This is a genomic window from Streptomyces sp. AK08-02, assembly GCF_033795085.1.
GTDB classification, from domain to species: domain Bacteria; phylum Actinomycetota; class Actinomycetes; order Streptomycetales; family Streptomycetaceae; genus Streptomyces; species Streptomyces echiniscabiei.
This window is the reverse complement of the sequence record NZ_JARAZV010000025.1, coordinates 22,458-38,773: the sequence shown is the minus strand read 5'-3', so window position 1 is coordinate 38,773 and position 16,316 is coordinate 22,458. Positions and strand designations below refer to the sequence as shown.

The window sequence follows — 16,316 nt, the reverse complement described above, 5'->3', positions numbered from 1 at the left end:
GGGACCTGCGGCCCCTGCCGGGCGACCCGCCCGAGGACGAGGCTCCCACCCAGGACCCCCGATCCGAGAGGTGGGCATCATGCCCCGCACCGTCACCGTCGGCCTCGACGGTTCAGCCGAGAGCCGGGCCGCGGCCGAATGGGCCGCGCGCGAGGCGCAGCTGCTCGGCCTGCCACTGAGGCTGGTCCAGGTCTGGGAGCCGGTGCCGCCGCCCATGGCGCAGGCACCGCTGCTCGGCGCCGAGACGCAGCACTACCGGACCGAGAGGATCCCCCGCGAGACGAGCGAAGGGCTCCGGCTGCGCCATCCCGGCCTCGACGTGACCGGCGAACAGCTCTCCGGCCGGCCCGCCGACGTACTGGTCGGCGCCATCAAGGACGCGGAACTGCTCGTTCTCGGCACCCGCGCACCGGGCGGGATCGGCGGGTTCATGGTCGGCTCGGTCGGGCTGTCCGTCCTGGCACATGCCGACCGGCCGGTCGTGTTCGTCCGCGCCGGAGAACAGGCCGCAGACGAACACGACATGGATCCGGTCGGCTCTCCGTCCGCGGCGACTCCGTTCCGGCCCGTCGTCCTCGGCCTCGACATCGAGCACCCCGACGACGAACTGATCGGCTTCGCGTTCGCCGCCGCCGCCCGCCGCGGCACCTCCCTGCGCGTCGTGCACGGCTGGAACCCGCCGGCCCACTACGCCCACGGCCTGTCCATCGACCTCGAACTGCACGGATCCCTGGCGGTACGCGAATCCACCGCCCTCACCGAGGTCCTGCGCCCGTGGACCGAGAAGTTCCCGGCGACCGACGTCACCGAGGAGTGCCCCTACGGCAGCCCCGCCAACCACCTCGTCGACGCCTCCCACAAGGCTTCCCTGCTCGTCGTAGGCCGTCGCCCCCGCCGCGGCCCGCTCGGCGCCCGCATCGGCTCCGTCACCCACGCCGTCCTGCACCACTCCAGCGCCCCGGTCGCCGTCGTCTCCCACGGCTGACCCACCACCCACAACACCCCAACACCCATCCCAAGGAGCAGCAATCATGAAGGCAGCGGTCGTCCGAGCCTTCGGCGAACCCCTGGTCATCGAGGACCGTCCCGACCCCGAGCCCGGCCCCGGCCAGGTCCGCGTGCGCGTCGAGGCGTCCGGGCTGTGCCACACCGACATCCACGCCGCCCACGGCGACTGGCCGGTCAGGCCGGCCCCGCCCTTCGTCCCCGGCCACGAGGGCGTCGGACTCGTCGAGAAGCTCGGTGACGGCGTCACCCACCTGTCCGTCGGGCAGCGGGTGGCCGTACCGTGGCTCGGCTGGGCCTGCGGCCGGTGCGAGCACTGCCTGACCGGCTGGGAGACGCTGTGCGAGCGGCAGATCAACACCGGCTACGGCTGCGACGGCGGGCACGCCGAGAAGATGCTGGCCTGGGCGGACTTCGCCCAGCCGGTGCCCGATGGTGTGAACGCCGTGGACGCCGCCCCGCTGGCCTGCGCCGGGGTGACCACGTACAAGGCGATCAAGGTCGCCGGTGTGCGGCCCGCGCAGCTCGTCGCGATCTCCGGGATCGGCGGGCTCGGCCACCTGGCGGTGCAGTACGCGAAGATCGCCGGAGCGACCGTCGCCGCGATCGACGTCACCGACGAGAAACTCGAACTGGCAGCCGAACTCGGCGCGGACCTCGTCATCGACGCCCGCAAGGACGACGTCGGCCAGGTTCTCAGGCAGCACGGCGGAGCACATGCCGCGATAGCGCTGGCCGTGAACGAGGCCGCGTTCACGGCCGTCAACTCGGGCCTGCGGCGCGGCGGGAAGCTCGTCGCGGTGGCGCTGCCCGCGCACGGCACGATCCAGGTCCCGGTCTTCGACACCGTGCTGAACGGCACCTCGGTGATCGGGTCGATCGTCGGCACCCGGCAGGACCTCGCCGAGGTCTTCCAGCTGCACGCGGCCGGCCGCACCAGGGTCATCTGCGAGACCCGGCCGCTGGCCGCCGTAAACGAGTCCATCGCCGACGTGCTGCGCGGCGAGGTCAGGGCCCGGATCGTCTTCGACCTCGGTACGGGAAGGTGAGCACGATGGACCTCCCGGTCGTCGTCGGAGTCGACGGCTCCGAGCCCAGCCTGCGGGCCGTCGACTGGGCGGCCGACGAAGCCGTACTGCACGGGCTGCCGCTGCGGGTGGTGTACGCGTCGCTGTGGGAGCGGTACGAGGGCACCTCGCTCGCCCAGGACGTCGGCAAGCCGTCCGAGCAGGTGCTGGCCGAGGACATCGTGGAGACCGCCGCCCGGCGCGCCCGCCGGCGCCGGCCCGACCTGAAGGTCTCCACCGACGTACTGCCCGAGGAACCCGAGTACGCCCTGGTGCGGGAGAGCCGCAGCGCCACGCTGCTGGTGACAGGCAGCCGTGGCCGCAGCGGCCTCGCCGAGGCGCTGCTGGGCTCCGTGAGCCTCGCCGTGGCCGGGCACGCGCAGTGCCCGATGATCGTGATACGCGGCAACCACGACAACCAGGCCCGGACCGCGACACACGGCCGCGTCGTCGTGGGCGTCGGAGAGAAACCGGCGGGCTCGGCGGCCGTGCGCTTCGCCTTCGAGGAAGCGCGGCGACGCGGGGTGCCGCTGGACGCTGTACGGGCCTGGCGGTGGCCGGCGCACGAGAGCACCGACCATCCTCTCCTCACCGGAGAACCCGCCCGACTGCACGAGCGGCAGGCGGTGGAGACCCTGGAAACGGCGCTCCAGGACGCCCCCGCCGACGTCGCGGCACACCGCCGCACGGTCGAAGGCCACACCCGGACCGTGCTCGTGGACGCCTCGCGGGACGCCGACCTCCTGATCATCGGAGCCAGGCGCCGACCCGGGCACCACGGGCTCCAGCTGGGCCGGGTGACCCACGGAGTGCTGCACCACTCCGCCTGCCCGGTCGTCATCGTGCCCGAGCGGGGATGAGCCGGCCGAGCGCCGGGGCACGGCGGCTTCCCGCACCAGGACCCCGACTTCGTCGACCAGGTTCTCGACAAGAGCCCTGAGGTCGTGCGATCCCGGTTCCGGAGGTCGAGACCATGTCCCGCAGCGTCACCGTGGGCCTCGACCGCCGGCCGAGGACCGCGCCGCCGCCATGGGGGCACCTCTCACGCCTTGAGGCAGTGGGGAGGGCGGCCAGGGAGACCGAATCGTGCGGCCTGCCGCTGAAGTGCCACAGGCGGGTACACGTGCTCCGAGCCGCGTTCGAAAGCGGGGCCCTTCGAACACCACGACGAGCGGGCGCCCTCCGTTCGCGCCTCCTACCAGAGCCCGACTCGCCTCGACGACTTACGGAGTCACCGTGCCCAAGGCCGAACAGCAGAACAGCACCGTATTGACCGACGAGGAACTGCGTACCCTGGACGCCCACTGGCGGGCCGCCAACTACCTGGCGGTGGGCCAGATCTACCTGTTGGCCAACCCGTTGCTCGCCGAGCCCCTGAGGCCCGAGCACATCAAGCCGCGGCTGCTCGGCCACTGGGGCACCTCGCCCGGCCTCAACCTCGTGTACACGCACCTCAACCGGGTGATCAAGGCGCGAGGGCTCGACGCGCTGTGCGTGTGGGGGCCGGGTCACGGTGGGCCGGCCGTGCTCGCGGGTTCCTGGCTGGAGGGCAGCTACAGCGAGACCTACCCGGACGTCTCACGCGACGCGGCGGGCATGGACCGGCTCTTCCGGCAGTTCTCGTTCCCCGGCGGTGTGCCCAGCCATGTCGCGCCGGAGACACCCGGCTCGATCCACGAGGGCGGCGAGCTCGGCTACTCGCTCGCGCACGCGTACGGCGCCGCCTTCGACAACCCGGACCTGCTGGTCGCCTGTGTGATCGGTGACGGCGAGGCGGAGACCGGGCCGCTCGCCGCGTCCTGGCACTCCAACAAGTTCCTCGACCCGGTGCACGACGGCGCGGTCCTGCCGATCCTGCACCTCAACGGCTACAAGATCGCCAACCCGACCGTGCTCTCCCGCCTCCCGGAGTCCGAACTCGACCAGCTGCTGCGCGGCTACGGCCACGAGCCGATCCACGTCACCAGCGACGACCCGCACCAGGTCCACCGCGCCATGGCCGACGCCTTCGACCAGGCCCTGGACCGTATCGCCCGCACGCAGCGCACGGCACGCGAGAACGGCACGGCCGAGCGCGTGTACTGGCCCATGATCGTGCTGCGTACGCCGAAGGGCTGGACGGGCCCCGCCGAGGTCGACGGACTCCCGGTCGAGGGCACCTGGCGCTCCCATCAGGTCCCCCTGTCCGGCGTACGCGAAAACCCGGACCACCTACGGCAGTTGGAGACCTGGCTGCGCTCGTACCGCCCCGAGGAGCTGTTCGGCGCCGACGGGCGGCCCACCGCCGACGTCCTCGCCTGCGTCCCCGAGGGAACCCGCCGGCTGGGCGCCACCCCGCACGCCAACGGCGGCCTGCTCGTACGCGACCTGCCGATGCCGTCCCTCGACCGCTTCGCCGTCCCCGTCGACAAGCCGGGCGCCACCCTGCACGAGCCCACCCGGGTCCTCGGCGACCTCATCGAACAGGTCATGCGGGACACGTCGCAGCGGCGCGACTTCCGTCTGGTGGGCCCCGACGAGACCGCGTCCAACCGGCTCGGCGCCGTCTTCAACGCCAGCGGCAAAGCCTGGCAGGCCCAGACCCTCCAGGTGGACGAGCACCTGGACCGCCACGGCCGGGTCATGGAAATCCTCTCCGAACACCTCTGCCAGGGCTGGCTGGAGGGCTATCTGCTCACCGGACGGCACGGACTGTTCTCCTGCTACGAGGCGTTCGTCCACATCGTCGACTCGATGGTCAACCAGCACATCAAGTGGCTGAAGACATCGAGGGAGTTGCCGTGGCGGGCACCCATCGCCTCCCTCAACTACCTGCTCACCTCGCACGTCTGGCGCCAGGACCACAACGGCTTCTCGCACCAGGACCCCGGGTTCATCGACCACGTCCTCAGCAAGAGCCCCGAGGTCGTACGGGTCTATCTGCCGCCGGACGCCAACACCCTGCTGTCCGTGGCGGACCACGCCCTGCGCAGCCGCGACTACGTCAACGTGATCGTGGCGGGCAAGCAGCCCTGCTTCGACTGGCTGTCCATGGACCAGGCCCGCGCCCACTGCGCCCGCGGCGCCGGGATCTGGGACTGGGCGGGCACATCGAACAGCGAGCGGGAACCGGACGTCGTGCTGGGCTGCGCCGGCGACGTGCCCACCCTGGAGATCCTGGCCGCCGCGCAGTTGCTCAGGAACCACCTGCCGGAACTCGCCGTCCGGGTCGTCAACGTCGTCGACCTGGCCCGGCTGCAACCGCGCGAGGAACACCCGCACGGAATGGGCGACTTCGAGTACGACGGCCTGTTCACGACGGACAAACCGGTGATCTTCGCCTACCACGGCTACCCCTGGCTGATCCACCGCCTCTCCTACCGACGTACGGGCCACGCCAACCTGCACGTCCGCGGCTACAAGGAGATGGGCACCACGACCACCCCGTTCGACATGGTCGTCCGCAACGACCTCGACCGCTACCGGCTGGTCATGGACGTCATCGACCGCGTCCCCGGCCTCGGCGTCCGCGCCGCCGCCGTACGGCAGTCGATGGCCGACGCCCGCACCCGCCACCACGCCTGGATCCGCGAGCACGGCACCGACCTGCCCGAGGTCACCGACTGGACCTGGACCTGACCCGGGTGAACGGAACCCTGGTCAGGGTCTTCGGCCGTTACGACAACGAGTGGGGCTGCGCCAACCGGCTCCTCGACCTCACGGCACCGGCGGCCGACGGCTGAGGCCGCCGAAGCGCAGGCCGCGGCGCCACCCCGCCAGGGCCCATGTCCGCACCCTCGGTGGCCGCCGGGTGCCGGCCTGGGCCCGTCGCGCGTGTCGGACCAGGCATCAGGGCCGACCGGCCCCCACCGCGCCCCCGGACAGCCCATGGGATCTCCGCCCGATCCGCTGGATGCTCGAAGTGGCCAAAAGCCTGGAGGAGAGACCCACGATGACGGATGACACGCTCAGCCGACCCACGGTCCATGCCCTGCTCGCGGACGGCACCACGGTGTGCATACGTCCTGTGCGGCCAGGCGATCACGAGCAGTTGCAGAGGCTCTACGAGGACATGTCCGCGGAGAATCTGCGCCTGCGGTTCTTCGCGGCGAGCCGGCTTTCCGCCGCGCCGGCCGCCGACCGGGCCTGTGCGCCGCCGCACCCCGGACACCGGACACTGATGGCCGAGTCGCAGGGGCAGGTGATCGGCCTGGCCGAGTACGAGGCCGGCGACGACGCGGCCTCGGCCGAGATGTCCATCGCCGTGGCCGACAGGCTGCACCACCACGGCGTCGGCACGCTCCTCGTCGAGCACCTGGTCTCCGCCGCCCGTGCGGACGGCATCACCACGTTCACGGCGGACGCGCTCTCGGAGAACCACGAAGTGCTTCGGCTCTTCGCCGAGCTGGGCCTGCGCACCGCACGCCGTTTCGATGGTCCGGAGGTACGCTGCGCCATCGAGCTGGACGAGAACGACGACGGCTGTCTCTCCGCCGTCGAGGCCCGTGGCCGGACAGCCGACGTGGCCAGTCTGGAGCCGCTCCTGCGGCCGAAGGCGGTGGCCGTGGTAGGCGCCGGGCGCAGGCCCGGATCGGTGGGGCGAGCCCTCCTGCACCATCTGCACAAGGGCGGCTTCACCCGGCGGCTCTTCGCGGTGAACCCCTGTGCCACATCGATCCTCGGCGTGCCGTCCCACCCCTCGGTCAGCGCGCTGCCCATGGTGCCGGATCTCGCGGTCCTCGCGGTGCCCGCGGCGGCTCTCCCCGACACCGCGGAGGAGTGCGGCAAGGCCGGAGTACGGGCGCTGCTCGTCGTCTCGGCGGGCCTCGACAGCCGGCAGGCGGAAGCCCTCATGGCCACGTGCCGTACGTACGGCATGCGGCTCGTCGGACCCAACTCCCTCGGCATCTCCAACACCGACCCGGCGCTCTCCCTCGACGCCACCTTCGCGGCGGATCATCCGCGCCGCGGCACGGCGGGCGTCGCCGTGCAGTCCGGCGGCGTCGGCATCGCCCTGCTGGACGGGCTGTCCCGGCTGGGCATCGGCGTGTCGTCGTTCGCCTCGCTCGGCGACAAGTACGACGTCAGCGGAAACGACATGCTCCAGTGGTGGGAGAGCGACGGCCGCACCGAACTCGCCCTGCTGCACCTGGAGTCCTTCGGCAACCCGCGCGCGTTCTCCCGTACCGCACGGCGCGTGACCCGCCGTATGCCCGTGCTGACGGTCGACGCGGGCCGTACCGACGCCGGGCGCCGCGCCGCCGCGTCGCACACCTCGGCCGCCGCCACCCCGACCATGACCCGGCAGGCCCTGTTCACCCAGGCGGGGATCACCGCGACCCGCTCGGTGGGCGAACTCCTCGAAACCGCCGCCCTGTTGCACTCTCAGCCGCTCCCGACGGGCAGCCGCGTGGCCATCGTCACCAACGCGGGCGGCGCGGGGGTCATGGCCGCGGACGCCTGCGTGGAGGCGGGGTTGTCGCTTCCACCGCTCACATCCTCGGTGGTCGAGAGCCTGTATGCCGTACTGCCCGACGGTTCCACCGTCGGCAATCTCGTCGACGCCACCGCTGCCGTCACGGAGGAGCAGCTCGGCGACTGCGTGGACGTGATCATGCGGTACCCGGGTATCGACGCCGTCCTCATGGCCCTCGTCCCCACGGCCGTCGCCGCCGCGACCGGCGACGACCTGGTGCGGGCCCTCACCAACGGTCCCGCACACCGCGCCCTTCCGGTCACCGTCGTACGCCTGGAGCAGGACCTGCCGGTCCGGCTCCTGCCGACGCGGGACGGCGGCACCATCCCGTCGTACGCCGAACCGGGCTCGGCGGCGCGGGCGTTGGCGCACGCCTCCCGCCGGGCGGCCTGGCTGAGCCGACCCGCGGGCACCGTGCCGGAACTCCCTGAGGTCGCCGAGGTCGACACGGCCCGGGCCCGCACGGTCGCCGAGACCTATCTCGCCGCCCACCCGGACGGCGGCTGGCTCGATCCGCGCACCTGCGCCGAACTCCTCACCTGCTACGGCATTCCCCAGCTCCCGTGGTCCTGGGCGGAGACGGAGGACGACGCCGTCATCGCGGCCGAACGGCTGCGGGGCCCCGACGGCCGGGTGGTCATGAAGGCCCACTGGCCCGGCCAGCTGCACAAGAGCGAACAGCATGCCGTGCACCTCGATCTCGAAGGTGACGCCCAAGTGCGTTCCGCCTTCAGGGACTTCGAGACACGGTTCGCCGGCCTGCTGACCGGGGTGGTCGTCCAGCCGCTGGCGGCACGCGGCACCGAGCTGTTCGCGGGGGTCGTGCAGGACGAGGTCTTCGGACCGCTCGTGCTGTTCGGACTCGGCGGCACCGCGACCGAGGTCCTGGCCGACCAGGCCGCCCGCCTCGCCCCGCTCACCGACCACGACGTCCACGACCTGATCACCTCGCCGCGCTGCGCACCGCTCCTGTTCGGCGCACACGGCAGCGGACCCGTCGACCTCCAGGGTCTGGAACAGCTGCTGCTGCGCCTGTCCCGCATCGCGGTCGACCTTCCGCAACTCGCCGAGGCGGACTTCAACCCCGTCCTCACGACGCCTGACGCGGTCACGGTGCTCGACGCACGAGTCCGCCTGCTGCCGCGCACGGCTCAAGACCCGTATCCGCGCCGACTGCGCTGAGGAGAAACAGGCACAGGGGCCGAGGAGGAACAGACATGAGGCACGACAAGGTCGGATCCGTGATGACCACGGAGGCCGTCGGATTGATCTCCGAAACCGACCTCATGGTCCGGCAGGCCGAAGCACCACTTCCGGCTCGCCGGGCCGACCCGCGGCGCGAGCGAGGCGGAGATCGCCCTCGCCATGACCAACTCCGGGAGAAAGGCGCACCGTCATGCTGACCAGAGTGCTGGCTGCCTACGGGAGGAGCCGCGGTCGTCCCACTTGACCTCGACGCCCACGGGCCACGTCGGTGCGGCACCCGTGAAGCACCGCGTGACGGCGTGCTGGAACCGGCGCTGTGCTTGAAGGAACGGTCCGCGCCGCCGAGATGCCAACCTGACCTCGGCCCGTCCGGCGGCCGTGTCGAGGCCCCCCGGACAGTACCGTGAAGACAGGGCAACCGGTTCGAGCCGCCCTGTCTCCTGTGCCGGTCGGAGGAAGTCATGAGCGAGGATCGACGCGGCGGTACCGAGGAGCATGTGCCCAAGCTGCGGCTCGACGAGCTGCTGGGCGAGCTGCAGGTGCGCATCGACGCGGTGCGCGGGACCCGGGACCGCCTGCACAGCCTGCTGGAGGCCGTCCTCTCCGTCGGGCGGGAGCTCGACCTGCCACAGGTGCTGCGCAGCATCGTCGAGGCCGCGGTCGTGCTGGTGGACGCCGAGTACGGGGCGCTGGGCGTGATCGGCGGTGACCAGAAGCTGTCCGAGTTCCTGACCGTCGGCATCGACGAGGAAGGGCGGTCGGAGATCGGAGCGCTGCCCAGCGGGCACGGGCTCCTCGGAGAGCTGATCCGGCACCCGTCGCCACTGCGGCTGCCGGAGCTGTCGGAACATCCCGCGTCGTACGGCTTCCCGGCGCACCACCCACCGATGCACTCCTTCCTCGGCGTACCGATCCGGGTGCGCGACGAGGTCTTCGGGAACCTCTACCTCACCGAGAAACGCAGCGCCCGGGAGTTCGACGTGGAGGACGAGTCCGTCCTGTCGACGCTGGCGGTGGCCGCCGGCGTGGCCATCGAGAACGCCCGGCTGTACGAGGAGACCATGCTGCGCGAACGCTGGCAGCGGGCCAGCGGCAAGGTCACCAGCATGCTCCTGACCGGTGCGCCGAGCGCGGACGTCCTGGAACTGATCGTCGACGAGGCCCGGAAGATCGTATCCGCCGACATGGGACTGATCGCGGAACATGTACCGGGCGAGGAGACACTGCGGCCGGCCCTGGCGGTCGGCCTGGGTCGAGAGGAGCGCAGCGGTCTGGTGCTGTCCACGCGGGACGGTTTCGTCGGAGCGGCACTCGGCGCGGCCCAGCCGGTGGTCAGCGCCGGCATCGAGCACGACGCACGCACGGGCGAGGACGAAGCCCAGTGGGCCGGGCTCGGACCCGTGGTCGCGGTGCCGCTCGGCGCCGGCGGCAAGACGCGGGGCGTGCTGCTGCTGGGGCGTGTACCGGCAGGAACGCCGTTCGGTGACGTGGACACCGGGCCGCTGCTCGGGTTCGCCGACCAGGCGGCGCTCGCCCTGGAACTGGCCGAACGGCGGCGGGACGCGGAACAGGTCACGCTGCTCCAGGACCGTGACCGCATCGCACGCGACCTCCATGACCTCGCCATCCAGCGGCTCTTCGCGGCCGGCATGACCCTGCAGAGCACCCAGCGCTTCATGGAGCATCCCGAGGGCATGAAGCGGCTGACGCGAACCGTCGACGACCTCGACGACACCATCAAGATCATTCGGTCCACGATCTTCGGACTGCGCACCCACAGCGGGGTCGGGCGGGAGAGCGACGGCTTGCGCGGCCGGATGGCCGAGGCGGTGAGTGCCTCGGCCACGTCACTCGGATTCCCGCCCGCACTGCGCATCGAGGGACTCGTCGAGACCGATGTCCCCGGCGACATCGCCGACCACGCGGTCGCCGTGCTCGGCGAGGCCCTCAGCAACGCTGCCCGGCACTCCGGAGCACAGGCGGTGGACGTCCGGCTCCAGTGCGCCAGGGGCGAGTTGACGCTCACGGTGACGGACGACGGCTGCGGGGTGCCGGGGGACGTCGGACGCAGCGGGCTGAAGAACATCAAGGAGCGGGCCGTCACCCTCGGCGGAACCCTGACAGTCGGCGAACGGCCGGAGGGCGGCGGCACCCGGCTGGTGTGGCGGGTTCCCGTGAGCGTGGACGGTGCCACGGCCGGAGGCTGACCACGGAAGGCCCGGCCCCGCAGGACCGGACGACGAGGCGGGGCGAGGCAGGACAGCGCGGACTCATCGCGTCGGGCTGTCCGTGGAGGCGTGCTGTTCGAGATGGCTGGCCAGGACCGCCGCCTGGACACGGCGCTGGACGCCGAGCTTGGCCAGCAGCCGGGAGATGTGGTTCTTCACCGTCTTCTCGGACAGGTAGAGCTTCTTGCCGATCTCACGGTTGGTGAGCCCGTCCCCGATCAACGCGAGGATGTCCCGCTCGCGCGGTGACAGACCGGCGAGCTCGGGTGCGGGTGCCGGTTGCTCGGTGGGGTCCGCCCGCAGGGAACGCATCAGGCGGGCGGTCGTCGCCGGATCCAGCATCGACTGGCCGGACGCGACCGTGCGGACCGCCGCGACCAGGTCGGACCCCCTGATCTGCTTGAGGACGTAGCCCGCCGCCCCGGCCATGATCGCGTCGAGCAGCGCTTCCTCCTCGTCGAAGGACGTCAGCATCAGACAGGCCAGCTCCGGCATCCGGCTGCGCAGCTCACGGCAGACACCGATCCCGTCACCGTCCGGCAGGCGCACGTCGAGAACGGCCACGTCCGGTCGCAGCGCCGGCCCGCGCACCAGCGCGTGCTCGACGCTGTCCGCGTCGCCGACCACCGAGATGTCCGGCTCGGAGTCCAGCAGGTCGGTGAGACCGCGTCGTACGACCTCGTGGTCGTCCAGCAGGAAGACCCGGATCGGGTTCTGTTCCGTGAAGGTACGCGCCTCGGCCATGACGACCCCTCGTTCGCTGGTGGACCACGGGCCACGGACCGTGGGCCCACGGACCACATGCCGACTGTGATGACGATCGTCACCCGTGCGAACCGCACGCACCAGGGCCGACCGGGCCAATCCGAGCCCGCCGCGCCGTGCGGGGGCGCGGCGGCATCAGGGCCGAAGGGCCCATCGGAAGGGACTGCCCGGCCTCTGTCCCCGCGCTTGCCCCGGTACCACGCTCAGTGGCGGAAGAGCGACCCAAGGGCAGCAACGCTGGAGGTACGGATCATGCTTCGACATGTCACCGCGGGGATCGACGTCTCTCCCGAAAGCCTGGCAGCCGCGCACTGGGCGGCCCGGGAAGCCACGCGCCGGGGCGTCGCGCTGTGCCTGGTACATGCCTGGGAGTGGCATCCGCGTCCGGCCCCGACCGTGCCCGCGGACATGTCCGAACGGGCCGTGGCCGAGGACCTGCCGGAACAGGTGGCGGACAGCGTGCGCGCCGCGCACCCAGGTCTGCGGGTCATCGGCCAGGCACTGGCCGACTCGCCGGTCTCAGCCCTCCTCAAGGCGGCCGAGCAGGCCGAGCTGCTGGTCCTCGGCTCCCGTGGACTCGGCGGGGTCACGGGGTTCCTGATGGGGTCGGTGTCGCAGCGGGTCGTCGCCAGGGCGCCCCGTCCCGTGGTGTTGGTCAGGGCGGGCGACAGTACCGCCGACGAGCACTTCTCGGCACCGGACGGCATCTCCCCGGACGAGATACCCGGGATCCCGTACCGCGATCTCGTACTCGGCCTCGACACCGGCCGGCCCTGCGACGAACTGATCGAGTTCGCCTTCGACGCCGCCGCGCGCCGGGGATCCTCGCTGCGCGTGATCAACACCTTCGGCCGTCCGCCGGACTTCGCGGCGGCGGACAGGGTCGTCCCGGTGAGCGGCCCGGAGCTACGGGCGGAGCAGGAGCGCGCCGTGGCAGCCGCGCTGCGCCCCTGGTGCGAGAAGTTCCCCGAGGTCGCCGTCACCGAGAGCGTCACCGAAGGACGTGCGGCCGACGAACTGATCAGCGCCTCGGTCGGCGCGGCCCTCCTCGTGGTGGGACGCCGGATCCGCGAATCCCGTCTCGGCACCCACCTCGGCCCCGTCGCCCACGCGGTCCTGCATCACGCCGCCGCCCCGGTCGCCGTGATCCCGCACGACTGACCCGGCCGCCCGGGCCCCGCGCACCCACCCGCAACGGGTCAGCGAGCGGTGATCCGGCGTCCGGTGACCCGCTCCGGGGTGATGCGCACCCACAGTTCGCGGTCGCCGCCCGCCCACGGTGCCGAGTGGGCCGCGCCGACGAGGTGCCGGGTGGCGGCGGGGTCGGTGACCCATTCGGCACGGCCGACGACGAGGACGCTCCAGCCCTCGCTCAGCGCCTCGTCGATGTGGTCCACCTCGAAGGCGGCCTCGGCTCCGGCGGCGAGGGCGGGCGTGGTGCCGCGCGCGGTGCTGAAGGCGACCGCGCCGTCCACGACCGTGTAGTTGACCGGGACGATGGCCGGGCCGTCGGGCGTGGACACCGAGACGCGTCCGACGCCGTGCGTGGACAGCCGGGCCCAGCACTCCCCGGGATCCAGCTCAGTCAGCTCGGGATGATAGGCCGCCCGCCCGACGCCGGGCGGCAAGTCGACACCACCGCCGAGCAGTTGGGCCACAGTGGTCTCCAGCGCGCCGGCCAGCCGAATCAGGAAGCCGGTGCCCGGGGACACGGTCGGCCGCTCCTCCACGTACCGCAGGTAATCCGGAGCCGTGCCCGCCCGTTCGGCCACCTGCTCCCTGGTGAGCCCCAGCTCCTCGCGCCGCGCCGCCACCCGCCGTCCGATGTCTCCGGCGTTCCTCGTCGGTTCCGGCATGGCCGATCACTTCCTTCGCCTTGTCACTCGTCAGTCATGGGGTGGGGACCGGTCACGGTCCGGGCCCTGTTACGGGCGCCCGACGGCCCGGGTGGACCGGCTCTCCGCGCGGGCGGTGCCGGATCCGGCGAGCCCTGCGGCGAGAGCGGCCACAAGACCGGGCTACGTGCCGGGCCCCGGATCGCCGGCGTCCTCGGTCCGTACGGCGGAGGTACGGTGCCGCTCCTCGCGCTGCTGGAGCAGCACGCTTCCGACACGCACCGAGCCCAGGGCTCCGGCCAGGGGCATTCCCACCGCCACCGCCACCACCTCACCTTCATGCCCATGGCCGACCCCGCTTTCCGATCACGGCGGTACGAGTAACCCGCAGCGACGGTCGCACACACCGCACACACCGGAGCAGAGCCCAACGGCCCGGACAAGGGGCCGATGGGCCCCGTTCGACTGTCGTCGGAGGTTGCCGCCAATTGGTGGGGAAATCCAGGGGCCGTGCCGCCTGGTGCCTCCCCCGCGGCCAGCGGTTCCGTTCTACCGCGCGATGAGAGGTCTCACGATGGCGCCTTGTCCGCGCCGACGCGCTCCGGCGGACCCGGACACCGCCCGGCACATGTACCCCGGTCGGCTCGGGAGTCGAGGACCAACGGCCCCTGCCCTGGGAGCCGGCCCCTGGCAATCCTTGCGGGGACGCCGTGTTCGGGCCACCACGGCCACGAAACACGGGACGCGACCGTCCGACGGCACTTTTGAGGAGCCGAGGAAAGCATGCCTACGATGCCCCGCCCTGCGAAGCCGGAGACCCCGACAGGCAAGTCCTCAACAGGCAGGTCACCGACGGGCGACCGGGCGGAGAACCCGCAGGAAACCGTCGACTCGCCCGGGTCCTCCGGCCCCGCCACGAACCCGCAGGTCCTGGCGGCGCCGTCGGCCGGCCGACGGTGGCTGATGCTGGCGCTTGCCACGGTCGGGTTCGCGGTGAACTTCTGGGCCTGGGCGCTGCTGAGCCCGCTCGGCCCACGGTTCAAGGACAGCCTGCAACTGAGCGCGTTCCAGCAGGCGTTGCTGGTCGCCGTGCCGGTGGTGGTGGGCTCGCTGGGTCGCATACCGGTGGGTGCGCTGACGGACCGGTTCGGCGGCCGGGTGATGTTCCCGCTGGTCTCCGCGGCCACCATCGTCCCCGTCCTGTACCTGGGGCTGGCCGGACACTCCTCCCTGAACCAGCTGCTGGTGGGCGGGTTCTTCCTCGGTATCGGCGGCACCGCGTTCGCGGTGGGGGTGCCGTTCGTGAGCGCCTGGTTCCCGCCCGAGCGCCGGGGGCTCGCGATCGGTGTCTTCGGTGCCGGGATGGGCGGCACCGCCATCAGCGCCCTGACCACGGTGAACCTGGTGAAGACGCACGGTCTGGCCACCCCGTTCGTGGTGACCGCGATCGTGCTGGCCGGCTATGCGGCGCTGGCCGCGTTCGTGCTGCGCGACGCTCCGGGCAGGGCTGTGCCGGCCGGGACCACGAGGGGCCGGCTCGCCGCCACCGTCCGGCTCGGTGTCACCTGGCAGGCATCCGCGCTGTACGCGGTCGCGTTCGGCGGCTACGTGGCCTTCTCCGTCTATCTGCCCACCTACCTCAAGTCCGGGTACGGCCTGGCGCAGGCCGACGCGGCGAACCGGATGGCCGGGTTCGTCCTGCTGGCGGTGGTGATGCGGCCGGTCGGCGGCTGGTTGTCCGACCGGCTGCGTCCCACCCGCGTACTGGTCGTGGCGCTCGCCGTGGTCGCCGTGAGCGCGGCCGTCCAGTCCTTCGCCCCGCCGCTGGCCCCGCTGGGCACCATCGCGTTCCTGGCGATCGCCGCCGCGCTCGGTGCGGGCAGCGGTGCCACCTTCGCTCTCGTCGCCCTGCTCGCCCCGGCCGGCAAGGTCGGCGCCGTCACCGGCGTCGTCGGCGCGGCCGGCGGGCTGGGCGGCTTCGTCCCACCTCTGCTGATGGGTTCCCTGTACGGCGCCTACGGCAGCTACGCGCTCGGGCTGGCCCTGCTCGCCCTGATCGCCGCCACCGCCCTGGCGTTCACCGCGACCACCGTCCACAAGGCCGTCACCCGCGGCGCCCACCGCACCCCGACGGCACCCGCCCCGGCCTGAGACGAGTCCCCATGTGTGAGTACTGCGGCTGCCAGGCACTACCCCAGATCGCCGAACTGACCCGTGAACACGACCTGGTCGTCAATCTCATCGGGGACGTCCGTACCGCGCACCGCGACGCGGACGTGCCCCGGATGGCGTGGATCGCGCGCCGCGTCTCCGCCGTTCTCGTGCCGCACACGGCGGTGGAGGAGCAGGGTCTCTTCCCGCCGCTGGCGGCGGAGTTTCCCGACGGCATGGCGGCGCTTCGGGCCGAACACCGGCTCGTCGAGGCCGTCCTCGACGAGGCTGCCGCGGGCGTCCCGGCCGACCCCGTCTGGCCCCGGCGGCTCCTGGACGCCCTGGATCTGCTGCGCGACCACATCCTCAAGGAACAGGACGGTGTGTTCCCCGCCGCACTGGCCGGGCTGAGCACCGAGGACTGGGAGGCCATGGACGCGGTCCGCTCCCGCGTCGGAACGATGAGCACGGGGTTCGCCACAACGGGGTTCGCCACAGAAGCCGGTGTCGATATCGATCAGCACTCCGGGTCACAACAGGACGGGCCGCTGACGCCCGGGAAGGCGGCATCGTGAGCCCACGAACCCCACGAACCCCACGAACC

Annotated in this window: 12 protein-coding genes; 9 read left to right on the top strand and 3 right to left on the bottom strand. The window is 72.1% G+C overall.

Annotated features, from left to right (window positions below; translation table 11 throughout):
- Window positions 1-79 precede the first annotated feature (79 nt).
- From PV734_RS39905 to PV734_RS39880, 6 genes are all read left to right on the top strand, one after another.
- The gene (locus PV734_RS39905) at window positions 80-985 is read left to right on the top strand and encodes a universal stress protein (RefSeq protein ID WP_319294412.1); all 906 of its coding nucleotides are present in this window, start codon (window positions 80-82) and stop codon (window positions 983-985) included.
- Window positions 986-1,031: 46 nt separating this feature from the next.
- Window positions 1,032-2,054 carry a zinc-dependent alcohol dehydrogenase gene (locus PV734_RS39900; protein WP_319294327.1) on the top strand — a complete coding sequence of 341 codons (1,023 nt, stop codon included), beginning with the start codon at window positions 1,032-1,034 and terminating at the stop codon, window positions 2,052-2,054.
- A gap of 5 nt (window positions 2,055-2,059) precedes the next feature.
- Window positions 2,060-2,932 (top strand): universal stress protein, encoded by an 873-nt coding sequence (locus PV734_RS39895; protein WP_319294325.1) that lies wholly within the window; start codon window positions 2,060-2,062, stop codon window positions 2,930-2,932.
- Between the two features lie 376 nt (window positions 2,933-3,308).
- Window positions 3,309-5,690 (top strand): phosphoketolase family protein, encoded by a 2,382-nt coding sequence (locus tag PV734_RS39890; protein ID WP_319294323.1) that lies wholly within the window; start codon window positions 3,309-3,311, stop codon window positions 5,688-5,690.
- A 313-nt stretch (window positions 5,691-6,003) separates the two neighbouring features.
- Window positions 6,004-8,709, top strand: coding sequence for a GNAT family N-acetyltransferase (locus PV734_RS39885; protein WP_319294321.1), 2,706 nt, complete (start codon window positions 6,004-6,006; stop codon window positions 8,707-8,709).
- Between the two features lie 485 nt (window positions 8,710-9,194).
- Window positions 9,195-10,940, top strand: coding sequence for a GAF domain-containing protein (locus PV734_RS39880; RefSeq protein ID WP_319294319.1), 1,746 nt, complete (start codon window positions 9,195-9,197; stop codon window positions 10,938-10,940).
- Between the two features lie 63 nt (window positions 10,941-11,003).
- Here the strand turns inward: PV734_RS39880 and PV734_RS39875 are convergent, their stop codons facing one another.
- The gene (locus tag PV734_RS39875; protein ID WP_319294317.1) at window positions 11,004-11,705 is read right to left on the bottom strand and encodes a response regulator transcription factor; all 702 of its coding nucleotides are present in this window, start codon (window positions 11,703-11,705) and stop codon (window positions 11,004-11,006) included.
- A gap of 273 nt (window positions 11,706-11,978) precedes the next feature.
- Between PV734_RS39875 and PV734_RS39870 the strand changes: the two genes are divergently transcribed.
- Window positions 11,979-12,887: a universal stress protein gene (locus tag PV734_RS39870; protein ID WP_319092914.1), complete on the top strand. Its 909-nt coding sequence runs from the start codon at window positions 11,979-11,981 to the stop codon at window positions 12,885-12,887.
- 38 nt (window positions 12,888-12,925) lie between these two features.
- Here the strand turns inward: PV734_RS39870 and PV734_RS39865 are convergent, their stop codons facing one another.
- Both PV734_RS39865 and PV734_RS39860 read right to left on the bottom strand, forming a co-directional pair.
- On the bottom strand, window positions 12,926-13,582 hold the full coding sequence (locus PV734_RS39865) for a helix-turn-helix domain-containing protein (protein ID WP_319092915.1): 657 nt from the start codon (window positions 13,580-13,582) through the stop codon (window positions 12,926-12,928).
- A 162-nt stretch (window positions 13,583-13,744) separates the two neighbouring features.
- Entirely contained in the window at window positions 13,745-13,888 is a 144-nt protein-coding gene (locus PV734_RS39860; RefSeq protein ID WP_319092916.1) for a hypothetical protein, read from the bottom strand.
- A gap of 636 nt (window positions 13,889-14,524) precedes the next feature.
- Between PV734_RS39860 and PV734_RS39855 the strand changes: the two genes are divergently transcribed.
- Both PV734_RS39855 and PV734_RS39850 read left to right on the top strand, forming a co-directional pair.
- Window positions 14,525-15,712, top strand: a complete 1,188-nt coding sequence (locus PV734_RS39855) for an MFS transporter (protein WP_319093056.1) — start codon at window positions 14,525-14,527, stop codon at window positions 15,710-15,712.
- An 11-nt stretch (window positions 15,713-15,723) separates the two neighbouring features.
- Window positions 15,724-16,287: a hemerythrin domain-containing protein gene (locus PV734_RS39850; protein ID WP_319092918.1), complete on the top strand. Its 564-nt coding sequence runs from the start codon at window positions 15,724-15,726 to the stop codon at window positions 16,285-16,287.
- Window positions 16,288-16,316: the final 29 nt, after the last annotated feature.